The organism is Cupriavidus basilensis (assembly GCF_000876015.1).
Lineage (GTDB): Bacteria > Pseudomonadota > Gammaproteobacteria > Burkholderiales > Burkholderiaceae > Cupriavidus > Cupriavidus basilensis_B.
Map to the genome: position 1 here is coordinate 26,587 of NZ_BBQM01000005.1, position 20,764 is coordinate 47,350.

Below are 20,764 nucleotides of genomic sequence, written 5' to 3' on the forward strand. Positions count from 1 at the left end.
CGCGTCAACGAAGTGTATCGCCTCTGGCACGGCATACAAGGAAGCGTCTCAGTACTTCCGCAAGCGCCTCCGGTTGCTCAAGCTGCGGCCAATGGCCGGCACGCGGCACCCTCTCGAGGCTCGCATCCTTGAAGCGCGTGGCCGTGGCCGCGATGACGTCTTCGGTAAAGAACGTGTCGTCGGTCGCCACGCAGAGGACGGGGCAGGGCAAAGCCGATGGCGTCCGGCCGGCGGGGTGGCCGCCGGTCCATGCCTGCAGTTGGGCCAGCGCATCCTCCCGCCGTGTCGCCACGGTGCCATCGACGAGGATGTCCAGCGCATCGGCATCGAGCTCCACCGCCAGCCCGCGCTTGCCCGCGCCGATGGCCTCACGGTCCGTCAGTCCGGCCCGTGCGGCGAACCGTGCCATGACAGCCGGCGGCAGCGGATAGCCGGCCAGCGGTGCGGCGGTGATCAAGGCAAGGCCGGCGAGTCGGTCGCCCAGTTGCAGCGCGGCCAGTTCCGCCACCTGGGCGCCCATGCTGTGGCCAACCACGATCACCGGCACCGACGCGTCCGCTGTGATTTCCCCGATCTGACGCACCACGTCCGCGGCATAGCCTTCGAGTTGACGGTCCGGCCCGGCCCCGGCCGCGCCGGAGCGCAATGCCACCGGGACAATCTTCCAGCCCTGCGGCGCGAACCGGCCGATCAGGCGGCTCCAGACGCCCGGGCCGTCGAGATAGCCGTGCACGAGCACCATGATGCCCTGCGTCATGCTCTCACCTCCGGCATCAGATGTTCCAGATACCACTGCAGCGCCGCCGAGCTGGAAGCCTCGAACGACTTCCGGTATGCGTCGAAGTGGCCGCCGGCGATGAGGCGCAGCCGCTTGGGCTCCACGGCCCGCTCGTAAGCTGCCAGCGCCAGGTCGGTCGGCGTGACGACGTCGTGTTCGGCGACGACCATCAGCAAAGGCTTCGGCCCGATGCGCGGAATCCAGTGGCCGGGCTCGTAGAGCTGCGACAGCCGGGACGAGCGCAACGTCACGTATTCGCTGGGTTCGACGCCGTCGGGAATGTCGTAGGCGTTGTGGTAGTCCATCATGTCCTTCGACCGGTAGACCGCGCGCACCGCCGGGTCCAGGCTGACGACGCGCTGCATCGTCGGCGGCTCGCCGCGCAACTGCGCCCGTTCGTCGTCGTCGAACAGCGCCTGCTGGGCCGCGCGCGCGTCGGGCGCCACGCGGCGCAGGCTTTGCTCGTAGCCGCTGACGATCGGCACCTGCGCCACGACCGCGCGAATCCGCGCATCGGTGGCGCCCAGCACCACGGCGTGGCCGCCGGCGTAGCTCGTGCCCCAGATGCCGATCCGCTTCGCGTCGATGCCGTCGAGCGATGCCAGGTAGCCGATGGCGCGCCGCCAGTCGGCAATCTGCTGCCACGGGTCGATGTCGCCGCGCACCGCGCCGCCGCTCAGGCCGAAATTGCGATGATCGTGGACGAGCACCGCGAAGCCCGCGGCCGCGAAGCGCTCGGCATACTCGCGGAGTCCGCGGTATTTCAGGCCGGAGAAGCCATGCGCCATCGTGATGGCGGGAGCGGGCCCGTCGTGCGGGGCCGGCCGGAAGACCCAGGCATGCAGTTCGATTCCGCCTTCGGCCGGGATGTAGTGTTCTTCGGGTTGCATCATGTCGTTGCCTTTCATTGTCCGTGGAACGGGACTTCCGGCCGGGGCAGGCCGGCTTCGATGGCCGCGATGGCCGACTGCACGCCGCGTTGCACGTCGTCGGTCGCCAGCAGCACGGAAACCTGCTCGATCATCACTTCGTCCGCGGCCCGCACGCCGCCCGCGGACCAGGCGCCGAGCACCGACTTGGTCACGGCATGCGCGCGCGTGGGACCGGCGGCCAGCTGCATGGCATGCCGCATGGCGGTTTCGGCCAGCGCACCGTCGGGCACGACCTTGGCGACGATGTTCAGCGAGAGCGCCTCGGCCGCGGTGATTTCCTCGGACAGCATCACCAGGCGCGCCGCCACGCCGCGGCCGCAGCGCTCCGCTATGCGCTGGATGCCGCCCGCCAGAGGCGAAACCCCCAGCGTGGCTTCGGTGAAGCGGAACCGCGTCGATTCGGCGGCGAAGATCAGGTCGGTATGCAGCGCAAGCTCGAAGCCGCCGCCATAGGCGCGGCCGTTGACCTCGCAGATCGTGGGAATCGGCAACGATTCGATGGCATTGAGAATGCCGTTCGAATAGCCGAAGCGCTCGCGCCTGGCACTGTGCGTTTCAAGGTGAGGCCATTCGCGGAAATCGCCGCCCAGGCAAAAGTCGTCGAGTTCGCTGCGGAACAGCATGGCGCGCGCGCCGGCGCGCACGCCATGACGGATGGCGGCCTCGAGCTCGGCATACAGCGTCCGGGTCAGGCGGTTCTGCGGGGGGCGATTCAGCGTGACGATCGCCACGCCGTCGCGCATGGCATGGCGGATCAGCGGTTCGCCGGTGGATTGGGTGGATGCGGTCATGTCGTTGCTCCGTCAGACGGTTTCCCAGATGTCGGCGAGCGACGTGCGATCGGTCAGCGCGCTGGCGACGGACACCACGCGCCAGCCCTTGTCCGTGCGGTGGATGCCGAAATGCACGGCGCGGCGTTCGATCTCGCTCTCGTCGGCGCGCCGCCGCGACCAGATCACGTCGATCGATCCGGCGTTGTGGTTGTAGCCTTTGACGGCGCGGTCCAGCACGACGGTATGGGTGTACCGCTCGGCCTGCAGGGGGGCCTGGTTGGCCCGCAGCAGCCCGATGACCTGGTCTCCGGTGTGCAGGCATCGGGTCATGTTGACCGAAGCGGCATGCAGCGGCGCGCCCCAGTATTTCAGGATGGCCTCGGGATCGTGGTCCGTGTCGGCCCCCATCCGCACCCAGTCGGGCAGGTAGGTGTCGAAGAACCAGCTATTCATTTCGCGGACGGCGGTGCGGTCTGTGCTCATGGCGTGGGTGTTCCTCGGGGTGAATCGATTCGGTCAATCGAGCCTGGCGCCGGATTCACGGACGACCTGCTTCCATACCGGGGCTTCGCGCCGGTAGGTGGCCGCCACGTCGACGGGGCCCTGGAAGCTGGGCGCCCACCCCAGGTCGCGGATGCGCTTCTGCACGTCGGGCTTGCGCAATGCCTTGTCGAGTTCCAGCGCCAGGCGGTCCACCACCGGCGCCGGCGTGCCGGCGGGCACGGCCACGCCGACCCAGCCCACCGCGCGCAGCAGCGCGTCGTCGATGCCGGTCTCGGTCAACGTGGGGACGTCGGGCAATGCGGCCAGCCGCGCCGGCCCGGTCACGCCGATCGGCCTGAGCCGCCCCGCGGCGATGAACTGGGGCGCCTGCGCGCCCGTGACAAAGGACACCTGGATGTTGCCGGCGACCAGATCGTTGATCATGGGCGATTCGCCGCGATAGGCAACGTGCGCCATGTCGCCGCCGAGCAGGTCGTTGAGGCGGCTGGCGCTCAGATGGGAAATCGTGCCGACGCCCCAGGAGCCGTACGACATCTTGCCCTTGTGCGACTGCACGTACTTGCGCAGGTCCGCCAGGTTGCCGACGTGGATGCCGGACGTCACGACCAGCACCAGCGGCGCCTCCGCGACCTTGGCGACGAGCTTGAGGTCCTTCTCCGGCTGGTAGGGCAGCTTCGTGTACAGAAACTGGTTGATCATGAGGTTCGAGCTCAGCGCCACGGTCAGCGTGTAGCCGTCGGCCGGCGCCTTGGCCACGACATCCACGCCAAGATTGCCGGCCGCGCCGGTCCTGTTGTCGACCACGAACGGCTGGCCCAGCGCCTGGCCGAGCGGCTGCGCCAGCGTGCGGGCGACGATGTCGATCGCGCCGCCGGCCGCGTATGGCGCCACGATCTTGACCGGCTTGGAGGGATAGTCCTGCGCCGCGATGCAAAGCGGGGCGAGCGAAAGCAAAGCGCTGCCCAGCACGCCGGCCAGCGCCGTGCGCGTTCTGTGATGCATGGTTGTCTCCTGATAGTTCTGGTTCTGGTTCTGGTTTGATGCGAAAGGCGTTGCTACATCCAGCTAAGCACCTGGCCGCCGTCGACGGGAATGACCGCCCCGGCCATGTACCGGCCGGCATCGGACGCCAGCAGCAGCATCGCGCCGTCGAGGTCCGACGGCTTGCCGAACCGGCGCATGGGAATCCGCCGGAGAATTCCCTCCTCGATGCCGCGCCCGGCGAACTCGGCGTGCATGTCCGTTTCGATGTTGCCCGGGGCGATCGCGTTGACGCGCACCCCCTTGCCGGCCAGTTCCAGCGCCATGATCTGCGTCAGGTGAATGAGCCCGGCTTTCGATGCGCCGTAGCTCGACATCTGGCCGCCGGCGCGCAGCCCCGAGGATGAAGCGATATTGATGATGCTGCCCCGCCCGCGCGCCACCATGTGGCGTGCCGCTTCCTGGGCCATCAGATAGGCCCCCTTCAGGTTGGTGTCGAAGACACGCGAGATGGCCTCGGGCGATTGCTCGACGAAGCGCGCCACGTGAATGACGCCCGCGTTGTTGACGAGGATGTCGATGGGCTGGTCCAGCGCCGCCTCGGCCGCCCGCCATGCGGGCGCGATGGCCGTGGCGTCGGTCACGTCCAGTGCCACGGCGCATGCCCTGTGTCCCGCCGAGCGCAACTCGGCGGCGACGGCTTCGAGCCGGTCGGTGCGCCGTGCCGCCAGCGCCACCGCCGCCCCCGCTTCGGCAAGCATGCGCGCGGTGTGCAGGCCGATGCCGCTCGAAGCGCCGGAGATGAAGGCGGCGCGGCCTTGAAGATCGAATGGTGATGCGTGCAGGTGCATGGAGACGGCTTCCTGGCCGTCGCCCATGACGTGCCGGAAGTCGGGCCATGCGGGCGGCGGTGTGGAAAGTCTAGGGGGCGCCGGACCGCGCGCCAACGGCGCGTTCCGCTGTGCGGTCCGGCGTTGCGTCCGCGCTCGCCGGCGGCGGCGCTCCTTCCGTGCCGTGGCGATTACCCACCTTCCAGCCGGCGAAGTCGTTCCGCCAGCGTTTGGAACGGCCGGTCTTCATCGTCATATGGCCTCCGCTCGACCCGAAGGAGACGAACGCCGAGGCGCCGGGGCGGCGACGGTTTCCGGGGACGCAGCAGCCGTTCGTCGGCCAACTGGCCTGTCCGAGTCGCGGCGGGCCGACCGCGCCGGGATGGGTTCGCGGGTGAGCCGATGGTGAGCCTATGGCAGGGCTAAGTCAGCCTGGCCAGACTGATGGCAACCCATTTCACCTCGGCGGAATAACACCATGAACAACTTGCCCACGGCCAGTTCCACGGGCTGGCTCAACAAAGTTCCGGAAGTCGCGCTGTCGTTCTGGATCATCAAGATCATGTCCACCACGGTGGGGGAGACGGGCGCCGATTTCCTGGCGGTCGACGCGGGCTGGGGCCAGGGCATGACCCGCGCGGTCATGGCCGCCTTGCTGGCGGCCGCCTTGTTCACGCAGTTGCGTACCCGCCGCCATACCCCGTGGATTTACTGGCTGACGGTGGTATTGGTCAGCGTGGTCGGTACCCAGATCACCGACCTGCTGACCGATGGCCTGGGCGTCAGCCTGTACGTCAGTACTTCGGCCTTCGCGGTGACGCTTGCCGCGATCTTCCTCGTCTGGTATCGGGTCGAGCGCACCCTGTCCATCCACGACATCGTGACGCGCCGCCGCGAATTGTTCTATTGGGCCGCCATCCTCTGCACGTTTGCTCTGGGCACCGCCGCCGGCGACCTGGCGACCGAGGCACTGGGCCTGGGCTTCACCTGGGGCGCCGTCGCGTTCGGCGCGCTGATCGGCATCACCTACACCGCCTGGCGCATGGGAGGCAATGCCGTGCTGACCTTCTGGATTGGATACATCCTGACCCGTCCCTTCGGCGCGGCGCTCGGCGACCTGCTGACGCAGGCCAAGACCTACGGCGGCCTCGGCATGGGGGCCATGTGGACCAGTGTCCTGTTCCTTTCGGTGATCGTCATGCTTGTGGCTCTTGCACAGATCGGCATGAACGGAAGCAGCGCTGCGCAAGCCGCCGAGTAACCCCCTTTAACTCCCTTTTGGCCCCCTTCCCAAGCTCAAGGAGAAATCATGACCATGCAGCACTCGATCGTTCGTCCTGTGGCCGCCGTGTCGGCGGCCGTGCTCCTGGCCTTGGCGGCCGGTTGTTCCAAGCCAGCCGATCAGAGCCACGCCGGCGCAGCACCCGCCACGCCGGCCCGGACTGCCCCGGCACCGCAGGGCAAGACGGCCTCCAGACTGGGCGACCTGTCGGCCTTCCGCGGCATCGCCGCCGATGTGGCCGCCATCGTTGACAAGGGGGATCTACCCGCGGCCAGGACCCGCATCAAGGATCTGGAAGTCTCCTGGGATTCGGCCGAGGCCGGTTTGAAACCGCAAGCAGCCGAAGACTGGCATCTGCTCGACAAGGCCATCGACAAGTCGCTTGCGGCGCTGCGCGCCGATACGCCAAGCCAGCCTGACTGCAAGGCAGCGCTGGGCGCCCTGCTGAAAACCTTGGACACGCTCGAAGGCAAAGCCTGACCCGTGAGCGCGCCCCATGCACGCACTGAACACGCCCTGGCCAAAGTCCCCGAAGTCACGCTGGGCTTCTGGCTTATCAAGATTGCCGCCACCACGCTCGGCGAAACCGGCGGCGATGCCGTTTCGATGTCCATGAACCTGGGCTACCCGGTCGGCACGGGCATCTTCGCGGCGACCTTCCTGGCCGCCGTGATCGCGCAGGCCAGGGCCAAGGGCTTCCATCCCTCCCTCTACTGGCGCACCATCATCGCCACCGCCAGGGTTGGCACGACCCCGGCCGATTTTGCGGATCGTTCGCTGGGAATCGGGTACATTCAGCGTCGGCCGTGCTGCTGGCCTTCATGCTGACGGCAATCCTGCTGTTCAGGCAGCGGGCGGCCAGGGCGGCGCATTGCACATCGCTTGAAGGGAGGGGGGATGCGGGTATTGCTGGTCGAAGACGACCCCATGATCGGCGAAGCGATTCAGGGCGCATTGAAGGATGCGTCCTATGCGGCTGACTGGGTCAAAGACGGACAGACGGCGCTCGCGACACTGGGAAGCCAGCACTACGACCTGGTGCTGCTCGATCTGGGCCTGCCCGGCAAGGACGGGCTGGCGGTGCTGGCCAGCATCCGAGCCAGGGACAATCCGATTTCCCTGCTCATCATCACGGCACGCGATGGCCTGGATGATCGCCTGCGCGGCCTGGACGGCGGGGCCGACGACTACGTCTCCAAGCCTTTCCAGATGGCGGAGCTGCTGGCGCGGATGCGCGCCGTCCTGCGGCGCAAAGGCGGCACGGCGGCGCCTGTTTTCGGCAACGGCGTGGTGTCCCTCGATCCGGCCACCAGGGAAGCAAGCGTCAACGGCGGTTCCCCGCAGCAATTGTCCAACCGCGAGTTCTCGCTGCTGCAGGCCCTGCTGGTTCGGCCGGGAGCGATCCTCTCGCGCAGCGAACTGGAGGACCGGATCTACGGCTGGGGGGAAGAGGTCGAAAGCAACGCGGTCGAATATCTGATCCACGCGCTGCGGCGCAAGCTCGGCAGCGAGGTCATCAAGAACGTCAGGGGGGTCGGATGGATGGTCTCGAAAGGCGCCTGAACGAATCGATTCAACTGAAGCTGTCTGTCATCCTGTCGCTGGCCATCCTTGTCGTGGCCACGGTGGCCGGCGCCTTCTCGTTCCTGTCCGCCTTCGACGAAGCGCACGAGCTACAGGATGACGTTCTGCGCCAGGTGGCGCAGCTCATGGATCGGCAGCGCCTGTCACCGGCCACTTCGATTGCCGACGCCCGCCCTAACGATGCGGATGAAGAATCGCGCGTGATCGTCCAGCGCCTGGGCGAGGCCAGGCCCTCTCCGGCCGGCGTGGATGCTGGAGGAACACTCCCGCTGCCGGCCACGCTGTCCGATGGATTGCATACGCTGGAGGTCGGCGGCGAGACATTCCGCGTGCTGGTCAAGACCACGGCCGCCAACGAACGCATCGCCGTGGCCCAGGAAGCGGGCTTCCGCAATGAAATCGCCCGCGATGGCGCGCTGCGCACCGTGATGCCTTTCCTGATTCTCGTTCCAGTTCTGCTGCTGATCGTCGCCGATCTGGTGCGCAAGATGTTCCGGCCCATTGCCACGCTCTCCAGGGAAATCGACCAGCGCGCCGAGCGGGAGCTGCACCCCGTCGAAGACCGCCACCTTCCAGTCGAGGTGCGCCCGTTTGCCGTGGCGATCAATCGCCTGCTTGCCCGTGTCGGCCAGTCCATGGCGTCTCAGCGCCGCTTCGTGGCCGATGCCGCGCACGAGCTGCGCTCCCCGCTGACCGCCCTGTCGCTGCAGGCAGAGCGATTGGCGGACACGGAGATGTCGGAGCGAGCACGCGAACGGCTGTCGGTGCTACGCCAGGGGATCGAGCGCGGCCGGGGCCTGCTGGATCAACTCCTGACCCTGGCCAGGGCGCAGTCCGCCACTGACACGCCGAAGTCACCGGTATCCGTCCAGGGTATCTACCGCCGCGTGTTGGAGGACCTCATGCCGCTGGCCGAGGCCAAGCACATCGACATCGGTGTGGAAGGCATGCAGGACGCCGAAGTATGGGTGAGCGAACTGGACATGATCGCCGTGGTCAGGAACCTGGTCGACAACGCCATCCGCTACACGCCGGAGGGTGGGCGAGTTGACCTTTCCCTGGGGGTATCGAACGGGAAGGCCGACTTGCATATCCAGGACAACGGACCCGGTATTCCCCTGGCTGAACGGGACCGGGTTTTCGATCCCTTCTACCGTACGCTGGGCAGCGAGCAGATCGGTTCCGGACTTGGGCTGTCCATCGTCCAGGCGATCACCAATCGCATCGGCGCGGAAATTCGCCTCGACTTCGCTGACAAAGCACGGCAAACCGGTTTGAGCGTTACCGTTATCGTTCCAGTCAAATGACGATTTCGGCAATGCGGATCGGCGTTACATCGACTCGGTCTTCAACGCCGTCGACCGGATCCAGCCCGCGAAGGCGTCGATGGACGCCTGCCTCGGATGATGCGCGGTCGTCACCAGGTAGAACCCATAGCCCGGCAAGGAAAGAGGGTGCGCCTTGACCAAGGTCCCCGCGCGCAGTTCATCGCCGATCACGACATCACTGCATATTGCGATTCCCTGTCCGGCAACCACTGCGTCGATCGCATGCAGTTCCTCGCGGAAGCTCAGGCCGCACTTGACGGTGAGGTGCGTCATCATCGGGTCGATCATGCCCGCGGTAGCCAGCCATTTGTGCCACGTGGGGGCGTGCGGATCCCGGTTCATCCAGTCGAAATGGATCAGCGGAAAGCGCAGCAGATCTGCGGCGCACTGAACGGGCCGGCCATCCGTGGCGAGCAGTTCCGGCCGGCAGATGGGGAAGAAGGCGTCCCGGCAGATCTCCTGCGCGGCATGATCGGACGGCGAGGTTCGCGCGTAGCGGATCGCGATATCGGACTCGCCCGCCCGCAAGTCCAGGACAGCATCGGTGCCGATGATTTCCAGCGCGATCCCGGGGTGCAAGGCACGCCACTCGGGTAGTCGGGGAACCAGCCATCGGCTCGCGAACGCGTTCGAGCTCGTCACGCGCAGCGGGAGCTGGTGGTCGGCCGCCGCGATCGATGCCACGGCGCTCGCCAGGGCATCGAAGCCGTTGCGCAGCGCCGGGAACAGCTGCGCGCCCGCGCCAGTCAGGGCCAGCGGGCGGGGGCGCCGCTGGAACAGCGTCTGGCCGCAGGTTTCCTCCAGCAACCGGATTTGATGGCTAATGGCAGTCGGCGTCACACCGAGTTCCGCGGCGGCGGCCTTGAAGCTCCTGTGCCGGGCCGCGGCCTCGAAAGCGCGCAGCGAACGTAGCGGTGGCAGTTTGCGCATGAACTGAGTGTAGATGAGTGGAGCTCATCTGCCAGATGAGTTCTTCGAGCTTGCTTCGTTTCCCGCTTGCGTCAAGCATGTCACTGGAAACCGCGGCGCACAGGCCGCTGTGCCGGACATGGAAAGGGGGCTGCATGGATACGCATCTCATCTCCGGGAGTGCCGGAAGCAGGCCGGAGCATGCCGGCCTGGGCATGGAACGGTTCCGCCAGAGCCTGAACGGCGAAGCGATCCTGCGCGGAGAAGACGGATATGACAAGGCGCGCCAGGTCTGGAACGGCGCTATCGACAAGCGGCCGGCGATGATCGTCCATTGCGCCGATGCCGACGATGTCAGCCGTGCCGTGACGTTTGCCCGGGCAGGCGGCTATCTGGTCGCCGTGCGCAGCGGAGGCCATAACGTCGCCGGCTTGTCCGTCTGCGACGACGGCATCGTGATCGATCTGGCGCGTCTGAAACGGATCGAGATCGATCCGGTGCACCGCATTGCGCATGCGGGCGCGGGCCTGAGCCTGGGCGAATTCGACAGCGCGACCCAGTCGCACGGGCTGGCGACGACGATGGGGGTCAACAGCGATACGGGCATCGCCGGGCTGACGCTTGGCGGCGGCTTCGGCAGGCTAGGCCGCAAACATGGCCTGGCATGCGATAACCTGATCGCGGCCGAGATCGTGCTGGCCGATGGCCGCATGCTGAGAGCCAGTGCCACCGAGAACGCGGACCTGCTATGGGGCCTTCGCGGCGGCGGCGGGAACTTCGGCATTGTGACGGCGTTCGAGTACCGGCTTCATCCTGTCGGGCCGATCCTTCTGACCGGATCCGTGCTGCATCGCTACGACCACGCGCGGGACGCCTTGCGCTTCTACCATGCGTTTGCGAGCCAGGCGCCGGACGAACTCAGCGTCGACGCCGCCCTCGTGACCACGCCGTCCGGCGAGCGCTTCCTGAGCCTCTCGGCATGCTATGCCGGACCGGTCACGGAAGGCGAGCGAGTGCTCGCGCCGCTCAGGGACCATGGCGTCCCGGCCGCGTGCCGGTTTGAGGCGATCCCTTACCTGCAGATCCAGCGTGCCGGCGACGCCATCTTTCCCCGCGGGCGCCGCTACTACTGGAAGGCGCAGTTCCTGCGCGAGCTCGCGGATGCGGCCATCGATACGCTGCTCGATGCCTATGCGAACGCGCGTGGCGGCATGCCACTGCTGGTCTTGCAGCACGTCGGCGGCGCGATTGCCCGGGTCCCGAGGACGGAGACACCCTATGTAAACCGCGATGCGCTTTATGACTGCTTCCCCATCTCGATCTGGGACGATCCGGCAGACGATGAAGCGAATGTACGGTGGGCGCGTGAAACGTGGGACGCCATCCGGCCGTTCTCGACGGGCGGGGTTTATGCGAATAATCTGGGCGAGGAAGGAGAGGACAGGGTACGGGCCGCCTATGGGGAGAACTACCAAAGGCTCGTCGAGATCAAGAACAAATACGACCCGGCCAACTTCTTTCGCCTGAACCAGAATGTTCGGCCCGGGCCGGTGGCCTGAGAGAATCTCCGGCGGCGGCGGCCACGCTGGCGCGCCGTCGCCTGCCACGTAGCGTCCGGCCAATGGCGGGCCGCAAAAGAGGGGGCAATTGCCGTTCGTGCCGTCTTGATCGTCTCAATGCCAGGCAGCCGAATGATTCGACCGCGGCGCGAAGCGTTGGAGTACGTGGCAAGTCATGCTCTTGGCCAGTTCCTCCTCGCCGAAGAAGACCGTTCCGATCCCTTCCTTGCGCAACATCAGTGACTCGTCCTCGTTGTGCGTGCGCATGACGATCTCGATTCTCGGATTGAGTGCGCGCGCTGTGTCGGCTATCTGGCGGACATTGAGCGAATCGGGCATGGCCACCACGAGCATGGCCGCGTCGGCGACGTGGGCCTGAATCAGTACCGAGGGGTCGGTGGCGTTGCCCGACACGGCCACCATGCCCTTCTTGCGCAAATCCTCGACCAGTTCCCGGTTCTGTTCCGCCACCACATAGGGGATGCCGCGCTCATCCAGTGCACTGGCGATCCGTTTGCCCACCCGGCCATACCCTACCAGCACGACTTGCCCCTCCAGATACTTGCGCTCGGTGTTCACCGGCAGTTCGGCGTAGGGGTCGCCTCGCCGCTCCAGGCGGCGAGCCAGTTCCGAGCGTCGGAGCACCCAGCGGCGCAACGGCTCGATGGCCGCGAAAAGCATGGGGTTCAGGGCAATGGAAATGAGCGCGCCGGCCAGCACCAGGCTCATGCCTTCGGCCGGCAGCAGGCCGAGGGAAAGCCCCAGCCCGGCCAGGATGAACGAGAATTCGCCGATCTGCGCCAGGCTGGCGGAGACCGTCAGCGCGGTGTTGAGCGGGTAGCGGAAAGCCAGTACGAGGGCCAGTGCCCCAATGGATTTGCCGACGATGATGATGGCCACCACGCCGAGCACGTGCACCGGTTGTGCCATCACGATAGCCGGTTCGAACAGCATGCCCACCGATACAAAGAAGAGCACGGAAAAAGCGTCGCGCAGCGGCAGGGATTCCTGAGCCGCCCGGTGGCTGAACTCGGATTCCCGCATGACCATCCCGGCGAAGAACGCGCCCAGAGCGAATGAGACGCTGAACAGCTGGGCGGCACCGTAGGCGATGCCAATGGCGGCGGTGATCGTCGACAGGGTGAACAACTCACGTGAGCCAGTCTTCGAGATCTGCCACAACAGCCAGGGCAGCACCCGGCGGCCGGCGATGAGCATCAGGGCAATGAAGGCCGACACCTGCAACAGGGTTTGCCCAATGGTCATCCACAAGGGTTGCGATTCGGCTGCCGGCACTCCCGCCGTGCCGCCCAGGACGCCGGCCAGCGGCGGCAGCAAGACCAGCACCAGCACGGTGGCCAGGTCCTCGACCACCAGCCAGCCGACCGCGATGCGGCCGTTCATGCTTTCGAGCACGCCACGTGCTTCCAGGGCCTTGAGCAACACCACGGTACTGGCGCACGACAGGGCCAGGCCGAAGATCAGACTGCTGCCCCAGCTCCATCCCCACCACCGCGCCACCAGCATGCCCAGCACCGTAGCCAATGCCATCTGCACCACGGCACCAGGCACGGCGATGCGTTTGACCGCCAGGAGGTCATTGACCGAGAAGTGCAGGCCGACGCCGAACATCAGCAGCATGACGCCTATCTCGGAGAGCTGGGAGGCCAGATGCGCATCGGCCACGAAACCGGGCGTGCTGGGGCCGATGATGATACCGGCCACCAGATAGCCGACCAGCGCCGGCACCTTGATGCGCTCGGCAAGGAACCCGAGGATCAGGGCGATGCTGAAGCCAGCGGCGAGCGTGGTGATCAGGGGGATGCTGTCTTCCATTCCGGGGCCGCGAAAGTTGGACGAATCGGATCCTCGCAGCCGCTGCAGCGGCAGGTGTGGCCTGCAGCTCAGATATGACGATCTCGACCACGCCGTACAAGGATATCGTATCGGCTGCCGACTTTCCGTTTCGCCGAGGTCGGTGCCCAGGCACTCACGGCGTCATGTCTCGGGGCCAAAGCTGCGTTTGCATCACGGTGGCGAGTCGTCCCGCACGCGGGACACGTCCATTCGTGCATCGGCGGTAAGTCGTCGTGGTCTCGGCGGCCACCGGCGTGCAGACAGCCTGCGGGCGGAGCGTGGTGCCGGGCACGTCGCGCGGCTGGGTGCCAGTGGTGTCCCGGCAGGTGCCGGAGATCGGGCCGGCCGCGGCCGCCTTCGCGCCGCGACGCGCAGCCGCCGCGACTCACAGCCCGCCGTCGGCGGTCCCCGCCTGCGACAGCGCCTCATATCCGGCCGTCACGTCGAACAGTTCCTCGTCGATCGCGCTTTGCCGTTCGCTGTGGAAGCGGCTGCGCAGGCTGTCCAGCAGTTCGTCGATGTTCTTGTCGGCGCGCTCCATCGCCGCCAGGCGGCTGGCGTTCTCGCTGGCGAGCGATTCGGCGCACGCGCTGAACAGCGAGATGAAGAGATGCTCGCGGATCAGCGCGCGCAGCGTCGCGGTGCCGTCGCCGATTACCTGCGGCGGGTTGCGCGTGGGCCAGCGCTGCGCGAGCAGGGCGGCCAGCCATTGCGCGTCGAGCGGCAGCAGGCGCTGCGCCACCGGCCGGAACTGCGCGCCGGGCTGGGGCTGGTTGTAGAACACGTGGATGCGGGCCTGCTCCGGCTGGCTCCGCTGCGTTTCGGTGTCGAGCTGGAGGCGGTCGACCAGCCGGGCGATGGCCTCGACCGAGCCGGGCACCGCATAGGCGCCGGCCACCGCCACGCCGGCGTCCTCGAGGCGCGCGCGCACGCGCTCGCCGACGGCCCATACCGTGCGCTTGCCGGGCAGGGCTCGCAGCGCCGCGACCGCGTAATCGGCGATGATCTCGTTGAACTGGCCCACCAGCCCCTGGTCGGAGCCGAACACGATGGCGCCGAGGCTGTCCGCCGCGGTGGCCTTTTCTTCCCGGAGCGTGGAGACCGCGGCGCCGAGCGGGCGCAGGCACGCGCCCAGGCTCAGCGTGACCGCGCGCCGGTAGTCGGCCAGCGCGAGCACGGACTGCTCGTACTGGCTGATGCTCGATGCCGCCAGCGCGCGCATGGTGCGCACCACGCCTTGCAGCTCGGTGGCGCTGTCGATCTGGTGGCGCAGCGTGGCGGTGGTGTCGCTCATGGCGTCGTGCCGGGGCTGGCGGGCGGCGCGGCGCTGCCCGCCGCGGGCTGGAACGGCGCCAGCGCCGCGCGCGCGATGGCGACGACCGCCTGCGTGTCTTCCTTACCCGGCTTGCCTGGCGCCTCGAGGCGGGCGGCGAGGGCGTCCGGGATGGCGGCCGCCGCCGCGCACACGGCGCGCTGGGCTTCGTCCATGCGCTCCAGCGGCACGGTGTCGAACAGGCCCGCGCTGAGCGCGCTGAGGATGGCGACCTGGGCGGGCACCGGAACCGGCTCGGACTCGGCCTGCATGAGGCAGGCGCGGATATGCTGGCCGTGCGCGATGGCCTGGCGGCTGTCGTCGTCGAGGCGGGCGCCGAAGCGGGAGAACGTCTCGAGTTCCTCGAACTGCGCGTAGGCCAGCTTGAGGTCGCCGGCCACGGCGCGGAAGCTGCCGTGCTGCGCCTTGCCGCCGACGCGCGACACCGACTTGCCGACGTCCACCGCCGGCAGCACGCCGAGCTCGAACAGCGTGGGCGAGAGGTAGATCTGGCCGTCGGTGATCGAGATCAGGTTGGTCGGGATGTAGGCCGACATGTCCTGCGCTTCGGTCTCGATGATCGGCAGCGCGGTGAGCGAGCCGCCGCCGCGCGCGGCGCCGAGATGGGTGGCCCGCTCGAGCAGCCGCGAGTGGATGTAGAAGATGTCGCCGGGGAACGCCTCGCGGCCCGGCGGCCGGCGCAGCAGCAGCGACAGCTCGCGGTAGGCGCGGGCGTGCTGGGTGAGGTCGTCGTAGACGACCAGCACGTCGCGCCCGGCTTCCATGAAATGCTCGGCGATGCTGGTGGCGGCGTAGGGCGCGATGTAGGCCAGCCCGGGCGGCTGGTCGCCTTCGGTGACGACCACCACGGTGTAGTCGAGCGCGCCGTTGGCGCGCAGCGTGGCCACGGCCTTGGCCACGGCGGAGGCGCGCTGGCCGATGGCGCAGTAGACGCACAGCACGTCGCGCCCGCGCTGGTTGAGGATGGTGTCGATGGCGATGGCGGTCTTGCCGGTCTGGCGGTCGCCGAGGATCAGCTCGCGCTGTCCGCGCCCGACCGGGATCAGCGCGTCGATGACCTTGACGCCGGTCTGCAGCGGCACCGTGACGGGGGCGCGCTCGAGGATCGGCGCGGCGGCGCGCTCGATCGGCAGCCGCGCGTGCGCGGCCACCGGGCCGAGGCCGTCGAGGGGGCGGCCGAGCGGGTCGATCACGCGCCCGAGCAGGGCCTCGCCGACCGCCACGTCCATCACGCGGCCGGTGCGCTCGACCTGGTCGCCGGCGCCGAGCCGCCAGTAGTCGTCGAGCAGCACCACGCCGACTTCGTCCTCGTCGATGTTGAACGCGATGCCGTACACGTCGCCGGGGAAGCGCACCAATTCGTCGAAGCCGACGCCGGGCAGGCCCGAGACGTGCGCGACGCCGGTCGCCACGCTGACGACGGTGCCGATTTCCTGCGTGTCCAGCGGCGGCGCGAAGCGCTCGCGCGCCTCGCGCATGGCCGAGAACGCGTGCTCGATGGCGGCCCGCGGAGCGGGCAGGGCGGCGCTCATGGCTGGCCCGCCGCGGCTTGCGGGGCGGGGGCTGCCGACGTGGCCGGGGTGTCCTTTGCCGCCGCGCGGTCCACGTCCAGCAGCTCGCCGGCGGCGTGTTCCAGCGCGTCGAGGTAATGGTCGACGTTCCACGCCAGCTTCTGGCCGCCGCCGACCAGCTCGATGCCGCCCACCAGTTCCGGGGCGGTCTCGAAGGCCGGTGCAATGCCGCCGCCCAGGCATTCGTCGAGCGCGGCCCGGATGGCGGCGCGCTGCGCCTGCGGCAGGTCGAACGCGCTGCGCACCGCGATGCGCGCCGGCGCCGTCCCGAGCGCGGCGGCGAGGCCGCGCCGGGCCGGCTCGTCGAGCGCGCGCAGGCGCCGCACGAAGACCGCCGCCACGCGCTCCTCGAGGCTGGCCGAGGCCAGGTCTTCCAGCGCGCGGCGCGCGATGGCGAACACCTCGCGCCGCGCCAGCTCGCCGAGCGAGCGCGTCAGCTGCCCGGCCTCGTTGCGCAGCGCGTCCTGGCGCTTGGCGCCGAGATCGTCGGCGGCCTGCCGGGCCGCGTCCATGAGCTGCCGGCGCAGGGCGTCGGCCTCGGCGGTGGCCTGCGCCACCAGCGCCGCGCGCTCACGGTCGAAGGCTTCGTTTTTCCGCCGGAAGGCGTCGCCCTGCTGGCGCGCGGCGGCATCCTTCGCCTCGGCATCGGCGATCTGCGCGGCGATGCGGCTCTCGCGGGCATCGATGGCGTCGAGCACGGGCTGGTAGAGAAAGCGCTTGAGCAGCCAGACCAGCACGACGAAGTTGAGTGCCTGCGCACCGACGGTGAACCAGTCGATCAACATGACTCACCTCTCACCTGAGCGCGGCGCGGGCAATGGCGGCGTTCCAGAACGGATTGGCGAAGATCAGGATCATCGAGACGACGAAGCAGTAGATCGCGGTCGACTCGATCATCGCCAGGCCGACGAAGAGCGTGCGCGTGATGGTGGCGGAGGCGTCGGGCTGCTGCGCCAGCGAGGTGAGGGCGGTGGCGACCGCGCGGCCTTCGGCGAGCGCGGGTCCCATGCAGCCGAAGCCGGTGCACAGGCCGGCGATGGCGATCGACGCTACCGCGATGATGGTCAGGCTGTCCATGAGCTGTTTCCTTGGTTTGGGGGTTCGGTTGGATTCAGTTGGGTTCGGGCGACGGGGCCGGTGCCGGCTCCGTCTCGCCGGTGTGGGTGGCGGCCGCGAGATAGACCGCCGCCAGGATGCTGAAGATGTAGGCCTGCACCATGCCGGTGAGCAGGCCGAGCGCGGTCATGACGATGGGAAAGAGGAACGGCGTGATGGTCAGCAGGATGGCGATGATCATCGCCCCGCTCATCATGTTGCCGAACAGGCGCACCGCCAGCGCCAGCGTGCGCGACAGCTCGCTGATGATGTTGAACGGCAGCATCATCACGGTCGGCTCCAGGTACGAGCGCAGGTAGCCGCGCAGCCCCTGGTCGCGGATGCCGTACAGCGGCACCGCCACGAACACGCACAGCGCCAGCGCCAGCGTGGTCGAGAGCGAGCCGGTGGGCGGATCGTAGCCGGGCACGATGGTGCACAGGCTCGCCGCCGCGACGAACAGGAACAGCGTGCCGAGGAAGCCGAGGTAGCGGCGCGGCTGGCGCAGGCCCACATCCGCGATCTGCTGCTCGATGCCGGTGATGACGATCTCCAGCAGGTTCTGCCAGCGCGAGCGGCGGTGGTCCGGCGAGAGCCGCCGCGTGACCAGCCACGAGCCCAGCCACAGCAGCAGCATCAGTGCCCACGTGAACACGATGGTGGCATTGAGCTTGACGAAGCCGTGCTGCCAGAAGATCCACTGGTCAGGGCTGAGGCGCATGGCTGCCCTCCCCGCGGGCCGGCGCGTGGCGGCCGGCCGCCTGTTGCGCGGTCTGCTCCGCCGGTTCCGTGCGCGTCATGCGCATCACGACGAAGCGCGCCGCGGTGAAGCCCGCCAGGCACGCCGCCATGCGTTCCCATTGTCCCGCGCCGATCCAGTAGAAGCCCAGCAGCGCGACGCCCGTGCGCAGCAGCAGGCTGCCCAGTTGCCACAGCGCCGCGCGGCCCGGCGACAGGCCCGGCGAGAGGGTTTGCCGCACCGTCCACCACAGCCCGCCGAAGAAGAAGGCGCCGAGCGCGCCGCCGGCCAGCCCCGCGAGCAGCAACGCCGCCATGTCATGCATCTGCATCGTCCTGACCTTCCTTGTCTTGCCGCATGGCCGCGTCTTCCCGTGCGACCCAGCGCCATGCATTGAAACAGCCGAGCACCAGCCCGGCCACCAGCAGCGCCAGCACCCACGAGTGCCGGCCCGGATAATGCTCGTCCAGCCAGATGCCCAGCGCCGCGCCGAGCAGCGTCGGCACCACCACCGACCAGCCGACCAGCCCCATCATGCCGAGCCCGGACCATACCCCGGGCACGCGCTGGCGCCGCGCCCACAGCTTGCGCCGCGCCTTGGCGCCGACCTTGCCGGCCAGCGTGGGCGCGGGCGCCTGCGGTTCCGCTTTCGGCGCCGGTTCTTTTGGCTCCGCCTTGTGCCCCGGCGGCGCCGTCATGGCGCCGTCCCGCGCAGCCTGGCGATGCGGGACAGGAAGCCCGTCTCCAGCTTGGCCATGACCGTGCGCAGGCTCAGCGCCTGCTCGTCGAGCGCGAGGAACTCGCGCTCCACCGTGCGGCGCAGCTGCGCGAGGTCGGTGCCGGCCATCGCCTGGCGCACCGACACGCGCACCTCGAGTCCGGTCTTCACCAGCACGCCCTGGTCGATGGCGATGAACACCTCGCCTTCGTCCGGCGTCTCGAACACCAGGATGCCGGGCGCGAGCGCGGCCACGCAGTCGAGGCGGTGCGGCAGCATGCCGAACGAGCCCTCGGCGGTTTCCGCGACGATGCGCGACACCCCGGGCTTGCGCAGGAACACGCGGAAGGGCAGCAGCACTTCAAGCTGCATGCTGTCCGGCGGCATCCGGCACCTCGGCGGGTTGGGGCGTGGCGGGCTTGCTTCTGGCCTCGGAGATCGGCCCGATCATGTAGAGCGCGCTCTCCGGGTAGTCCTTGAATTCGTCGCGCAGGATGCGCTCGCAGCCGTCGAGCGCGTCCGCCAGGCTGACGGTCTTGCCCGGGATGCCGGTGAACTGCTCGGTGGTGAAGAACGGCTGCGTCAGGAAGCGTTCCAGGCGGCGCGCGCGCGCCACCACGTTGCGGTCGGACGCGGAGAGCTGCTCGAGCCCGAGCATGGCGATGATGTCCTTGAGCTCGGCGTACTGCGCCAGCGTGCGCCGGATGTCCTGCGCCAGTTGGTAGTGGTGCGCGCCGACGATGCCGGGCGTGGCCATCATGGAGTTCGACTGCAGCGGGTCGACGGCCGGGTAGAGGCCTTCGCTGGCGCGCTTGCGCGACAGCACGATGGAGGCGGACAGGTGCGAGAAGGTATGCACGGCCGCCGGGTCGGTGAAGTCGTCGGCCGGCACGTAGACCGCCTGGATCGAGGTGATGGCGCCGGTGTCGGTGTTGGCGATGCGCTCCTCCAGCCCCGACAGCTCCGTGCCCAGCGTCGGCTGGTAGCCGAGGCGCGACGGCATCTGGCCCATCAGCCCGGAGACCTCCGAGCCGGCCTGGATGAAGCGGAAGATGTTGTCGATCAGCAGCAGCACGTCGCGATGCTCGTCGTCGCGGAAATACTCGGCCATCGTCAGCGCCGCGTGGCCGACGCGGAAGCGCGCGCCCGGCGGCTCGTTCATCTGGCCGAAGACCATCACCATGTCGGCCAGCACGCCGGCCTCGCGCATGTCGTGGTAGAGCTCCTCGCCTTCGCGGCAGCGCTCGCCGATGCCGCAGAAGATGCTCACGCCCTGGTGGTGGCCGACCATGTTGTGGATCAGCTCGGTGAGCAGCACGGTCTTGCCCACGCCGGCGCCGCCGAACAGCCCGGCCTTGCCGCCGGTCTCGAGCGGCAGCAGCACGTCGATGGCCTTGATGCCGGTCTCGAACACGACCGAGCGCGTGGAGCGCCGCGCCAGCGGCGGCGGCGCGCGGTGCACCGAGCGCCAGCGCACGTCCTGCGGCGGCGGCAGGCGGTCGATGGGTTGGCCGAACACGTCGAACATGCGCGACAGGATGCTCGCGCCGACCGGCGCCTGCAGCGGCGCGCCGCTGTCGCGCACCGCCATGCCGCGCGCCAGCCCCTGGGTGGAGGTCAGCGCGATGCAGCGCACGTGGCGCGCGTCGAGCTGGGACAGCACCTCGATGGCGATGCGGCTGTCCTCGCCGGCGCGCAGCAGCGTGCGGATCGGCGGCAGCGCGGCCTCGAAGCGCACGTCGACCACGCTGCCGCGCACCGCGGCGATCACGCCGCGACTGGTCTCGCCGCCCGTGCCGTCGCCCGTGCCCGCCGGCGCCTGCCATGTCGGTTCCACACTGTCTCTCACACCGTCCTCCACGGGCATTTGTGCCACTGCACAATCATGCGCTCCCGTCATCGGGGGAAGTTGACGCATGTCAACTTTCGGAGCGCGCCCCGCCTGCGCGGCCGCCGGCGCGGCAAGTGCGCGTTGCGCCGCGCGGCCCATG

The 20,764-nt window shown here is 68.6% G+C and carries 22 protein-coding genes and 1 pseudogene; 6 read left to right on the forward strand and 17 right to left on the reverse strand.

Going from position 1 to position 20,764, the window contains the following annotated elements; genetic code table 11:
• Window positions 1-4 precede the first annotated feature (4 nt).
• Genes KF708C_RS03475 through KF708C_RS03500 form a run of 6 tightly spaced genes read right to left on the reverse strand, consistent with a single transcriptional unit; the run spans window position 5 to window position 4,819 of the window.
• Window positions 5-757: an alpha/beta fold hydrolase gene (locus KF708C_RS03475; RefSeq protein WP_059410758.1), complete on the reverse strand. Its 753-nt coding sequence runs from the start codon at window positions 755-757 to the stop codon at window positions 5-7.
• Window positions 754-1,686, reverse strand: coding sequence for an alpha/beta hydrolase (locus KF708C_RS03480; RefSeq protein WP_082079418.1), 933 nt, complete (start codon window positions 1,684-1,686; stop codon window positions 754-756). Before KF708C_RS03480 ends, KF708C_RS03475 begins: the two co-directional genes overlap by 4 nt.
• Window positions 1,683-2,501 carry an enoyl-CoA hydratase/isomerase family protein gene (locus KF708C_RS03485; RefSeq protein ID WP_020200933.1) on the reverse strand — a complete coding sequence of 273 codons (819 nt, stop codon included), beginning with the start codon at window positions 2,499-2,501 and terminating at the stop codon, window positions 1,683-1,685. The genes KF708C_RS03480 and KF708C_RS03485 overlap by 4 nt, the downstream gene beginning before the upstream one ends.
• A gap of 12 nt (window positions 2,502-2,513) precedes the next feature.
• Window positions 2,514-2,966 carry a DUF6841 family protein gene (locus tag KF708C_RS03490; RefSeq protein WP_020200934.1) on the reverse strand — a complete coding sequence of 151 codons (453 nt, stop codon included), beginning with the start codon at window positions 2,964-2,966 and terminating at the stop codon, window positions 2,514-2,516.
• 33 nt (window positions 2,967-2,999) lie between these two features.
• Complete coding sequence (locus KF708C_RS03495; RefSeq protein ID WP_059410759.1) at window positions 3,000-3,989, reverse strand: Bug family tripartite tricarboxylate transporter substrate binding protein; 990 nt, start codon at window positions 3,987-3,989, stop codon at window positions 3,000-3,002.
• A 53-nt stretch (window positions 3,990-4,042) separates the two neighbouring features.
• Window positions 4,043-4,819 carry an SDR family NAD(P)-dependent oxidoreductase gene (locus KF708C_RS03500; protein WP_043365258.1) on the reverse strand — a complete coding sequence of 259 codons (777 nt, stop codon included), beginning with the start codon at window positions 4,817-4,819 and terminating at the stop codon, window positions 4,043-4,045.
• A 457-nt stretch (window positions 4,820-5,276) separates the two neighbouring features.
• On the opposite strand from KF708C_RS03500, the gene KF708C_RS03505 reads away from it, so the two are divergent.
• From KF708C_RS03505 to KF708C_RS03525, 5 genes and pseudogenes are all read left to right on the forward strand, one after another.
• Entirely contained in the window at window positions 5,277-6,059 is a 783-nt protein-coding gene (locus tag KF708C_RS03505; protein ID WP_059410760.1) for a COG4705 family protein, read from the forward strand.
• Between the two features lie 48 nt (window positions 6,060-6,107).
• Window positions 6,108-6,560, forward strand: a complete 453-nt coding sequence (locus tag KF708C_RS03510; RefSeq protein ID WP_059410761.1) for a hypothetical protein — start codon at window positions 6,108-6,110, stop codon at window positions 6,558-6,560.
• Window positions 6,561-6,563: 3 nt separating this feature from the next.
• A pseudogene (locus KF708C_RS03515) lies at window positions 6,564-6,931 on the forward strand (hypothetical protein); the annotation flags it as partial.
• A 46-nt stretch (window positions 6,932-6,977) separates the two neighbouring features.
• A complete protein-coding gene (locus tag KF708C_RS03520; protein WP_059410762.1) occupies window positions 6,978-7,643 on the forward strand; it encodes a response regulator transcription factor in 666 nt (221 codons plus the stop codon).
• Window positions 7,619-8,971: an ATP-binding protein gene (locus KF708C_RS03525; protein ID WP_059410763.1), complete on the forward strand. Its 1,353-nt coding sequence runs from the start codon at window positions 7,619-7,621 to the stop codon at window positions 8,969-8,971. Before KF708C_RS03520 ends, KF708C_RS03525 begins: the two co-directional genes overlap by 25 nt.
• 24 nt (window positions 8,972-8,995) lie before the next feature.
• Here the strand turns inward: KF708C_RS03525 and KF708C_RS03530 are convergent, their stop codons facing one another.
• Window positions 8,996-9,922 (reverse strand): LysR substrate-binding domain-containing protein, encoded by a 927-nt coding sequence (locus KF708C_RS03530; RefSeq protein WP_059410764.1) that lies wholly within the window; start codon window positions 9,920-9,922, stop codon window positions 8,996-8,998.
• Window positions 9,923-10,056: 134 nt separating this feature from the next.
• On the opposite strand from KF708C_RS03530, the gene KF708C_RS03535 reads away from it, so the two are divergent.
• On the forward strand, window positions 10,057-11,460 hold the full coding sequence (locus tag KF708C_RS03535; protein WP_059410765.1) for an FAD-binding oxidoreductase: 1,404 nt from the start codon (window positions 10,057-10,059) through the stop codon (window positions 11,458-11,460).
• Window positions 11,461-11,574: 114 nt separating this feature from the next.
• Here KF708C_RS03535 and ybaL read toward each other — a convergent pair whose 3' ends face one another.
• The 10 genes from ybaL to atpD all read right to left on the reverse strand — a co-directional run bounded on the left by ybaL (window position 11,575) and on the right by atpD (window position 20,610).
• The gene (gene ybaL / locus KF708C_RS03540; protein WP_059410766.1) at window positions 11,575-13,296 is read right to left on the reverse strand and encodes a YbaL family putative K(+) efflux transporter; all 1,722 of its coding nucleotides are present in this window, start codon (window positions 13,294-13,296) and stop codon (window positions 11,575-11,577) included.
• A gap of 406 nt (window positions 13,297-13,702) precedes the next feature.
• Window positions 13,703-14,611 (reverse strand): F0F1 ATP synthase subunit gamma, encoded by a 909-nt coding sequence (locus tag KF708C_RS03545; RefSeq protein WP_020200944.1) that lies wholly within the window; start codon window positions 14,609-14,611, stop codon window positions 13,703-13,705.
• Window positions 14,608-16,182 (reverse strand): alternate F1F0 ATPase, F1 subunit alpha, encoded by a 1,575-nt coding sequence (locus tag KF708C_RS03550; RefSeq protein ID WP_059410767.1) that lies wholly within the window; start codon window positions 16,180-16,182, stop codon window positions 14,608-14,610. Before KF708C_RS03550 ends, KF708C_RS03545 begins: the two co-directional genes overlap by 4 nt.
• Window positions 16,179-17,006: a F0F1 ATP synthase subunit B family protein gene (locus tag KF708C_RS03555; RefSeq protein ID WP_059410768.1), complete on the reverse strand. Its 828-nt coding sequence runs from the start codon at window positions 17,004-17,006 to the stop codon at window positions 16,179-16,181. Before KF708C_RS03555 ends, KF708C_RS03550 begins: the two co-directional genes overlap by 4 nt.
• Window positions 17,007-17,016: 10 nt before the next feature.
• On the reverse strand, window positions 17,017-17,298 hold the full coding sequence (locus tag KF708C_RS03560; RefSeq protein WP_020200947.1) for a F0F1 ATP synthase subunit C: 282 nt from the start codon (window positions 17,296-17,298) through the stop codon (window positions 17,017-17,019).
• Between the two features lie 34 nt (window positions 17,299-17,332).
• Complete coding sequence (locus KF708C_RS03565) at window positions 17,333-18,037, reverse strand: F0F1 ATP synthase subunit A (protein ID WP_020200948.1); 705 nt, start codon at window positions 18,035-18,037, stop codon at window positions 17,333-17,335.
• Window positions 18,021-18,386: an ATP synthase subunit I gene (locus KF708C_RS03570; protein WP_059410769.1), complete on the reverse strand. Its 366-nt coding sequence runs from the start codon at window positions 18,384-18,386 to the stop codon at window positions 18,021-18,023. Before KF708C_RS03570 ends, KF708C_RS03565 begins: the two co-directional genes overlap by 17 nt.
• A complete protein-coding gene (locus KF708C_RS03575) occupies window positions 18,373-18,753 on the reverse strand; it encodes an AtpZ/AtpI family protein (RefSeq protein WP_059410770.1) in 381 nt (126 codons plus the stop codon). The genes KF708C_RS03570 and KF708C_RS03575 overlap by 14 nt, the downstream gene beginning before the upstream one ends.
• Complete coding sequence (locus KF708C_RS03580) at window positions 18,750-19,145, reverse strand: F0F1 ATP synthase subunit epsilon (protein WP_043365265.1); 396 nt, start codon at window positions 19,143-19,145, stop codon at window positions 18,750-18,752. Before KF708C_RS03580 ends, KF708C_RS03575 begins: the two co-directional genes overlap by 4 nt.
• Window positions 19,135-20,610 carry a F0F1 ATP synthase subunit beta gene (gene atpD, locus KF708C_RS03585; protein ID WP_059410771.1) on the reverse strand — a complete coding sequence of 492 codons (1,476 nt, stop codon included), beginning with the start codon at window positions 20,608-20,610 and terminating at the stop codon, window positions 19,135-19,137. The genes KF708C_RS03580 and atpD overlap by 11 nt, the downstream gene beginning before the upstream one ends.
• Between the last annotated feature and the right edge of the window lie 154 nt (window positions 20,611-20,764).

Excerpts from the sequence above, each read along its gene's own strand:
- KF708C_RS03580 (WP_043365265.1), bottom strand. The coding sequence starts at position 19,145 with ATGCAGCTTGAAGTGCTGCTGCCCTTCCGCGTGTTCCTGCGCAAGCCC.
- KF708C_RS03490 (WP_020200934.1), bottom strand. The coding sequence starts at position 2,966 with ATGAGCACAGACCGCACCGCCGTCCGCGAAATGAATAGCTGGTTCTTC.
- KF708C_RS03575 (WP_059410770.1), bottom strand. The coding sequence starts at position 18,753 with ATGACGGCGCCGCCGGGGCACAAGGCGGAGCCAAAAGAACCGGCGCCG.
- KF708C_RS03505 (WP_059410760.1), top strand. The coding sequence starts at position 5,277 with ATGAACAACTTGCCCACGGCCAGTTCCACGGGCTGGCTCAACAAAGTT.
- KF708C_RS03480 (WP_082079418.1), bottom strand. The coding sequence starts at position 1,686 with ATGAAAGGCAACGACATGATGCAACCCGAAGAACACTACATCCCGGCC.
- KF708C_RS03475 (WP_059410758.1), bottom strand. The coding sequence starts at position 757 with ATGACGCAGGGCATCATGGTGCTCGTGCACGGCTATCTCGACGGCCCG.
- KF708C_RS03525 (WP_059410763.1), top strand. The coding sequence starts at position 7,619 with ATGGATGGTCTCGAAAGGCGCCTGAACGAATCGATTCAACTGAAGCTG.
- KF708C_RS03555 (WP_059410768.1), bottom strand. The coding sequence starts at position 17,006 with ATGTTGATCGACTGGTTCACCGTCGGTGCGCAGGCACTCAACTTCGTC.
- KF708C_RS03570 (WP_059410769.1), bottom strand. The coding sequence starts at position 18,386 with ATGCAGATGCATGACATGGCGGCGTTGCTGCTCGCGGGGCTGGCCGGC.
- KF708C_RS03535 (WP_059410765.1), top strand. The coding sequence starts at position 10,057 with ATGGATACGCATCTCATCTCCGGGAGTGCCGGAAGCAGGCCGGAGCAT.
- KF708C_RS03500 (WP_043365258.1), bottom strand. The coding sequence starts at position 4,819 with ATGCACCTGCACGCATCACCATTCGATCTTCAAGGCCGCGCCGCCTTC.
- KF708C_RS03565 (WP_020200948.1), bottom strand. The coding sequence starts at position 18,037 with ATGCGCCTCAGCCCTGACCAGTGGATCTTCTGGCAGCACGGCTTCGTC.
- ybaL (WP_059410766.1), bottom strand. The coding sequence starts at position 13,296 with ATGGAAGACAGCATCCCCCTGATCACCACGCTCGCCGCTGGCTTCAGC.
- KF708C_RS03560 (WP_020200947.1), bottom strand. The coding sequence starts at position 17,298 with ATGGACAGCCTGACCATCATCGCGGTAGCGTCGATCGCCATCGCCGGC.
- KF708C_RS03530 (WP_059410764.1), bottom strand. The coding sequence starts at position 9,922 with ATGCGCAAACTGCCACCGCTACGTTCGCTGCGCGCTTTCGAGGCCGCG.
- KF708C_RS03485 (WP_020200933.1), bottom strand. The coding sequence starts at position 2,501 with ATGACCGCATCCACCCAATCCACCGGCGAACCGCTGATCCGCCATGCC.
- KF708C_RS03520 (WP_059410762.1), top strand. The coding sequence starts at position 6,978 with ATGCGGGTATTGCTGGTCGAAGACGACCCCATGATCGGCGAAGCGATT.
- KF708C_RS03495 (WP_059410759.1), bottom strand. The coding sequence starts at position 3,989 with ATGCATCACAGAACGCGCACGGCGCTGGCCGGCGTGCTGGGCAGCGCT.
- KF708C_RS03545 (WP_020200944.1), bottom strand. The coding sequence starts at position 14,611 with ATGAGCGACACCACCGCCACGCTGCGCCACCAGATCGACAGCGCCACC.
- KF708C_RS03550 (WP_059410767.1), bottom strand. The coding sequence starts at position 16,182 with ATGAGCGCCGCCCTGCCCGCTCCGCGGGCCGCCATCGAGCACGCGTTC.
- KF708C_RS03510 (WP_059410761.1), top strand. The coding sequence starts at position 6,108 with ATGACCATGCAGCACTCGATCGTTCGTCCTGTGGCCGCCGTGTCGGCG.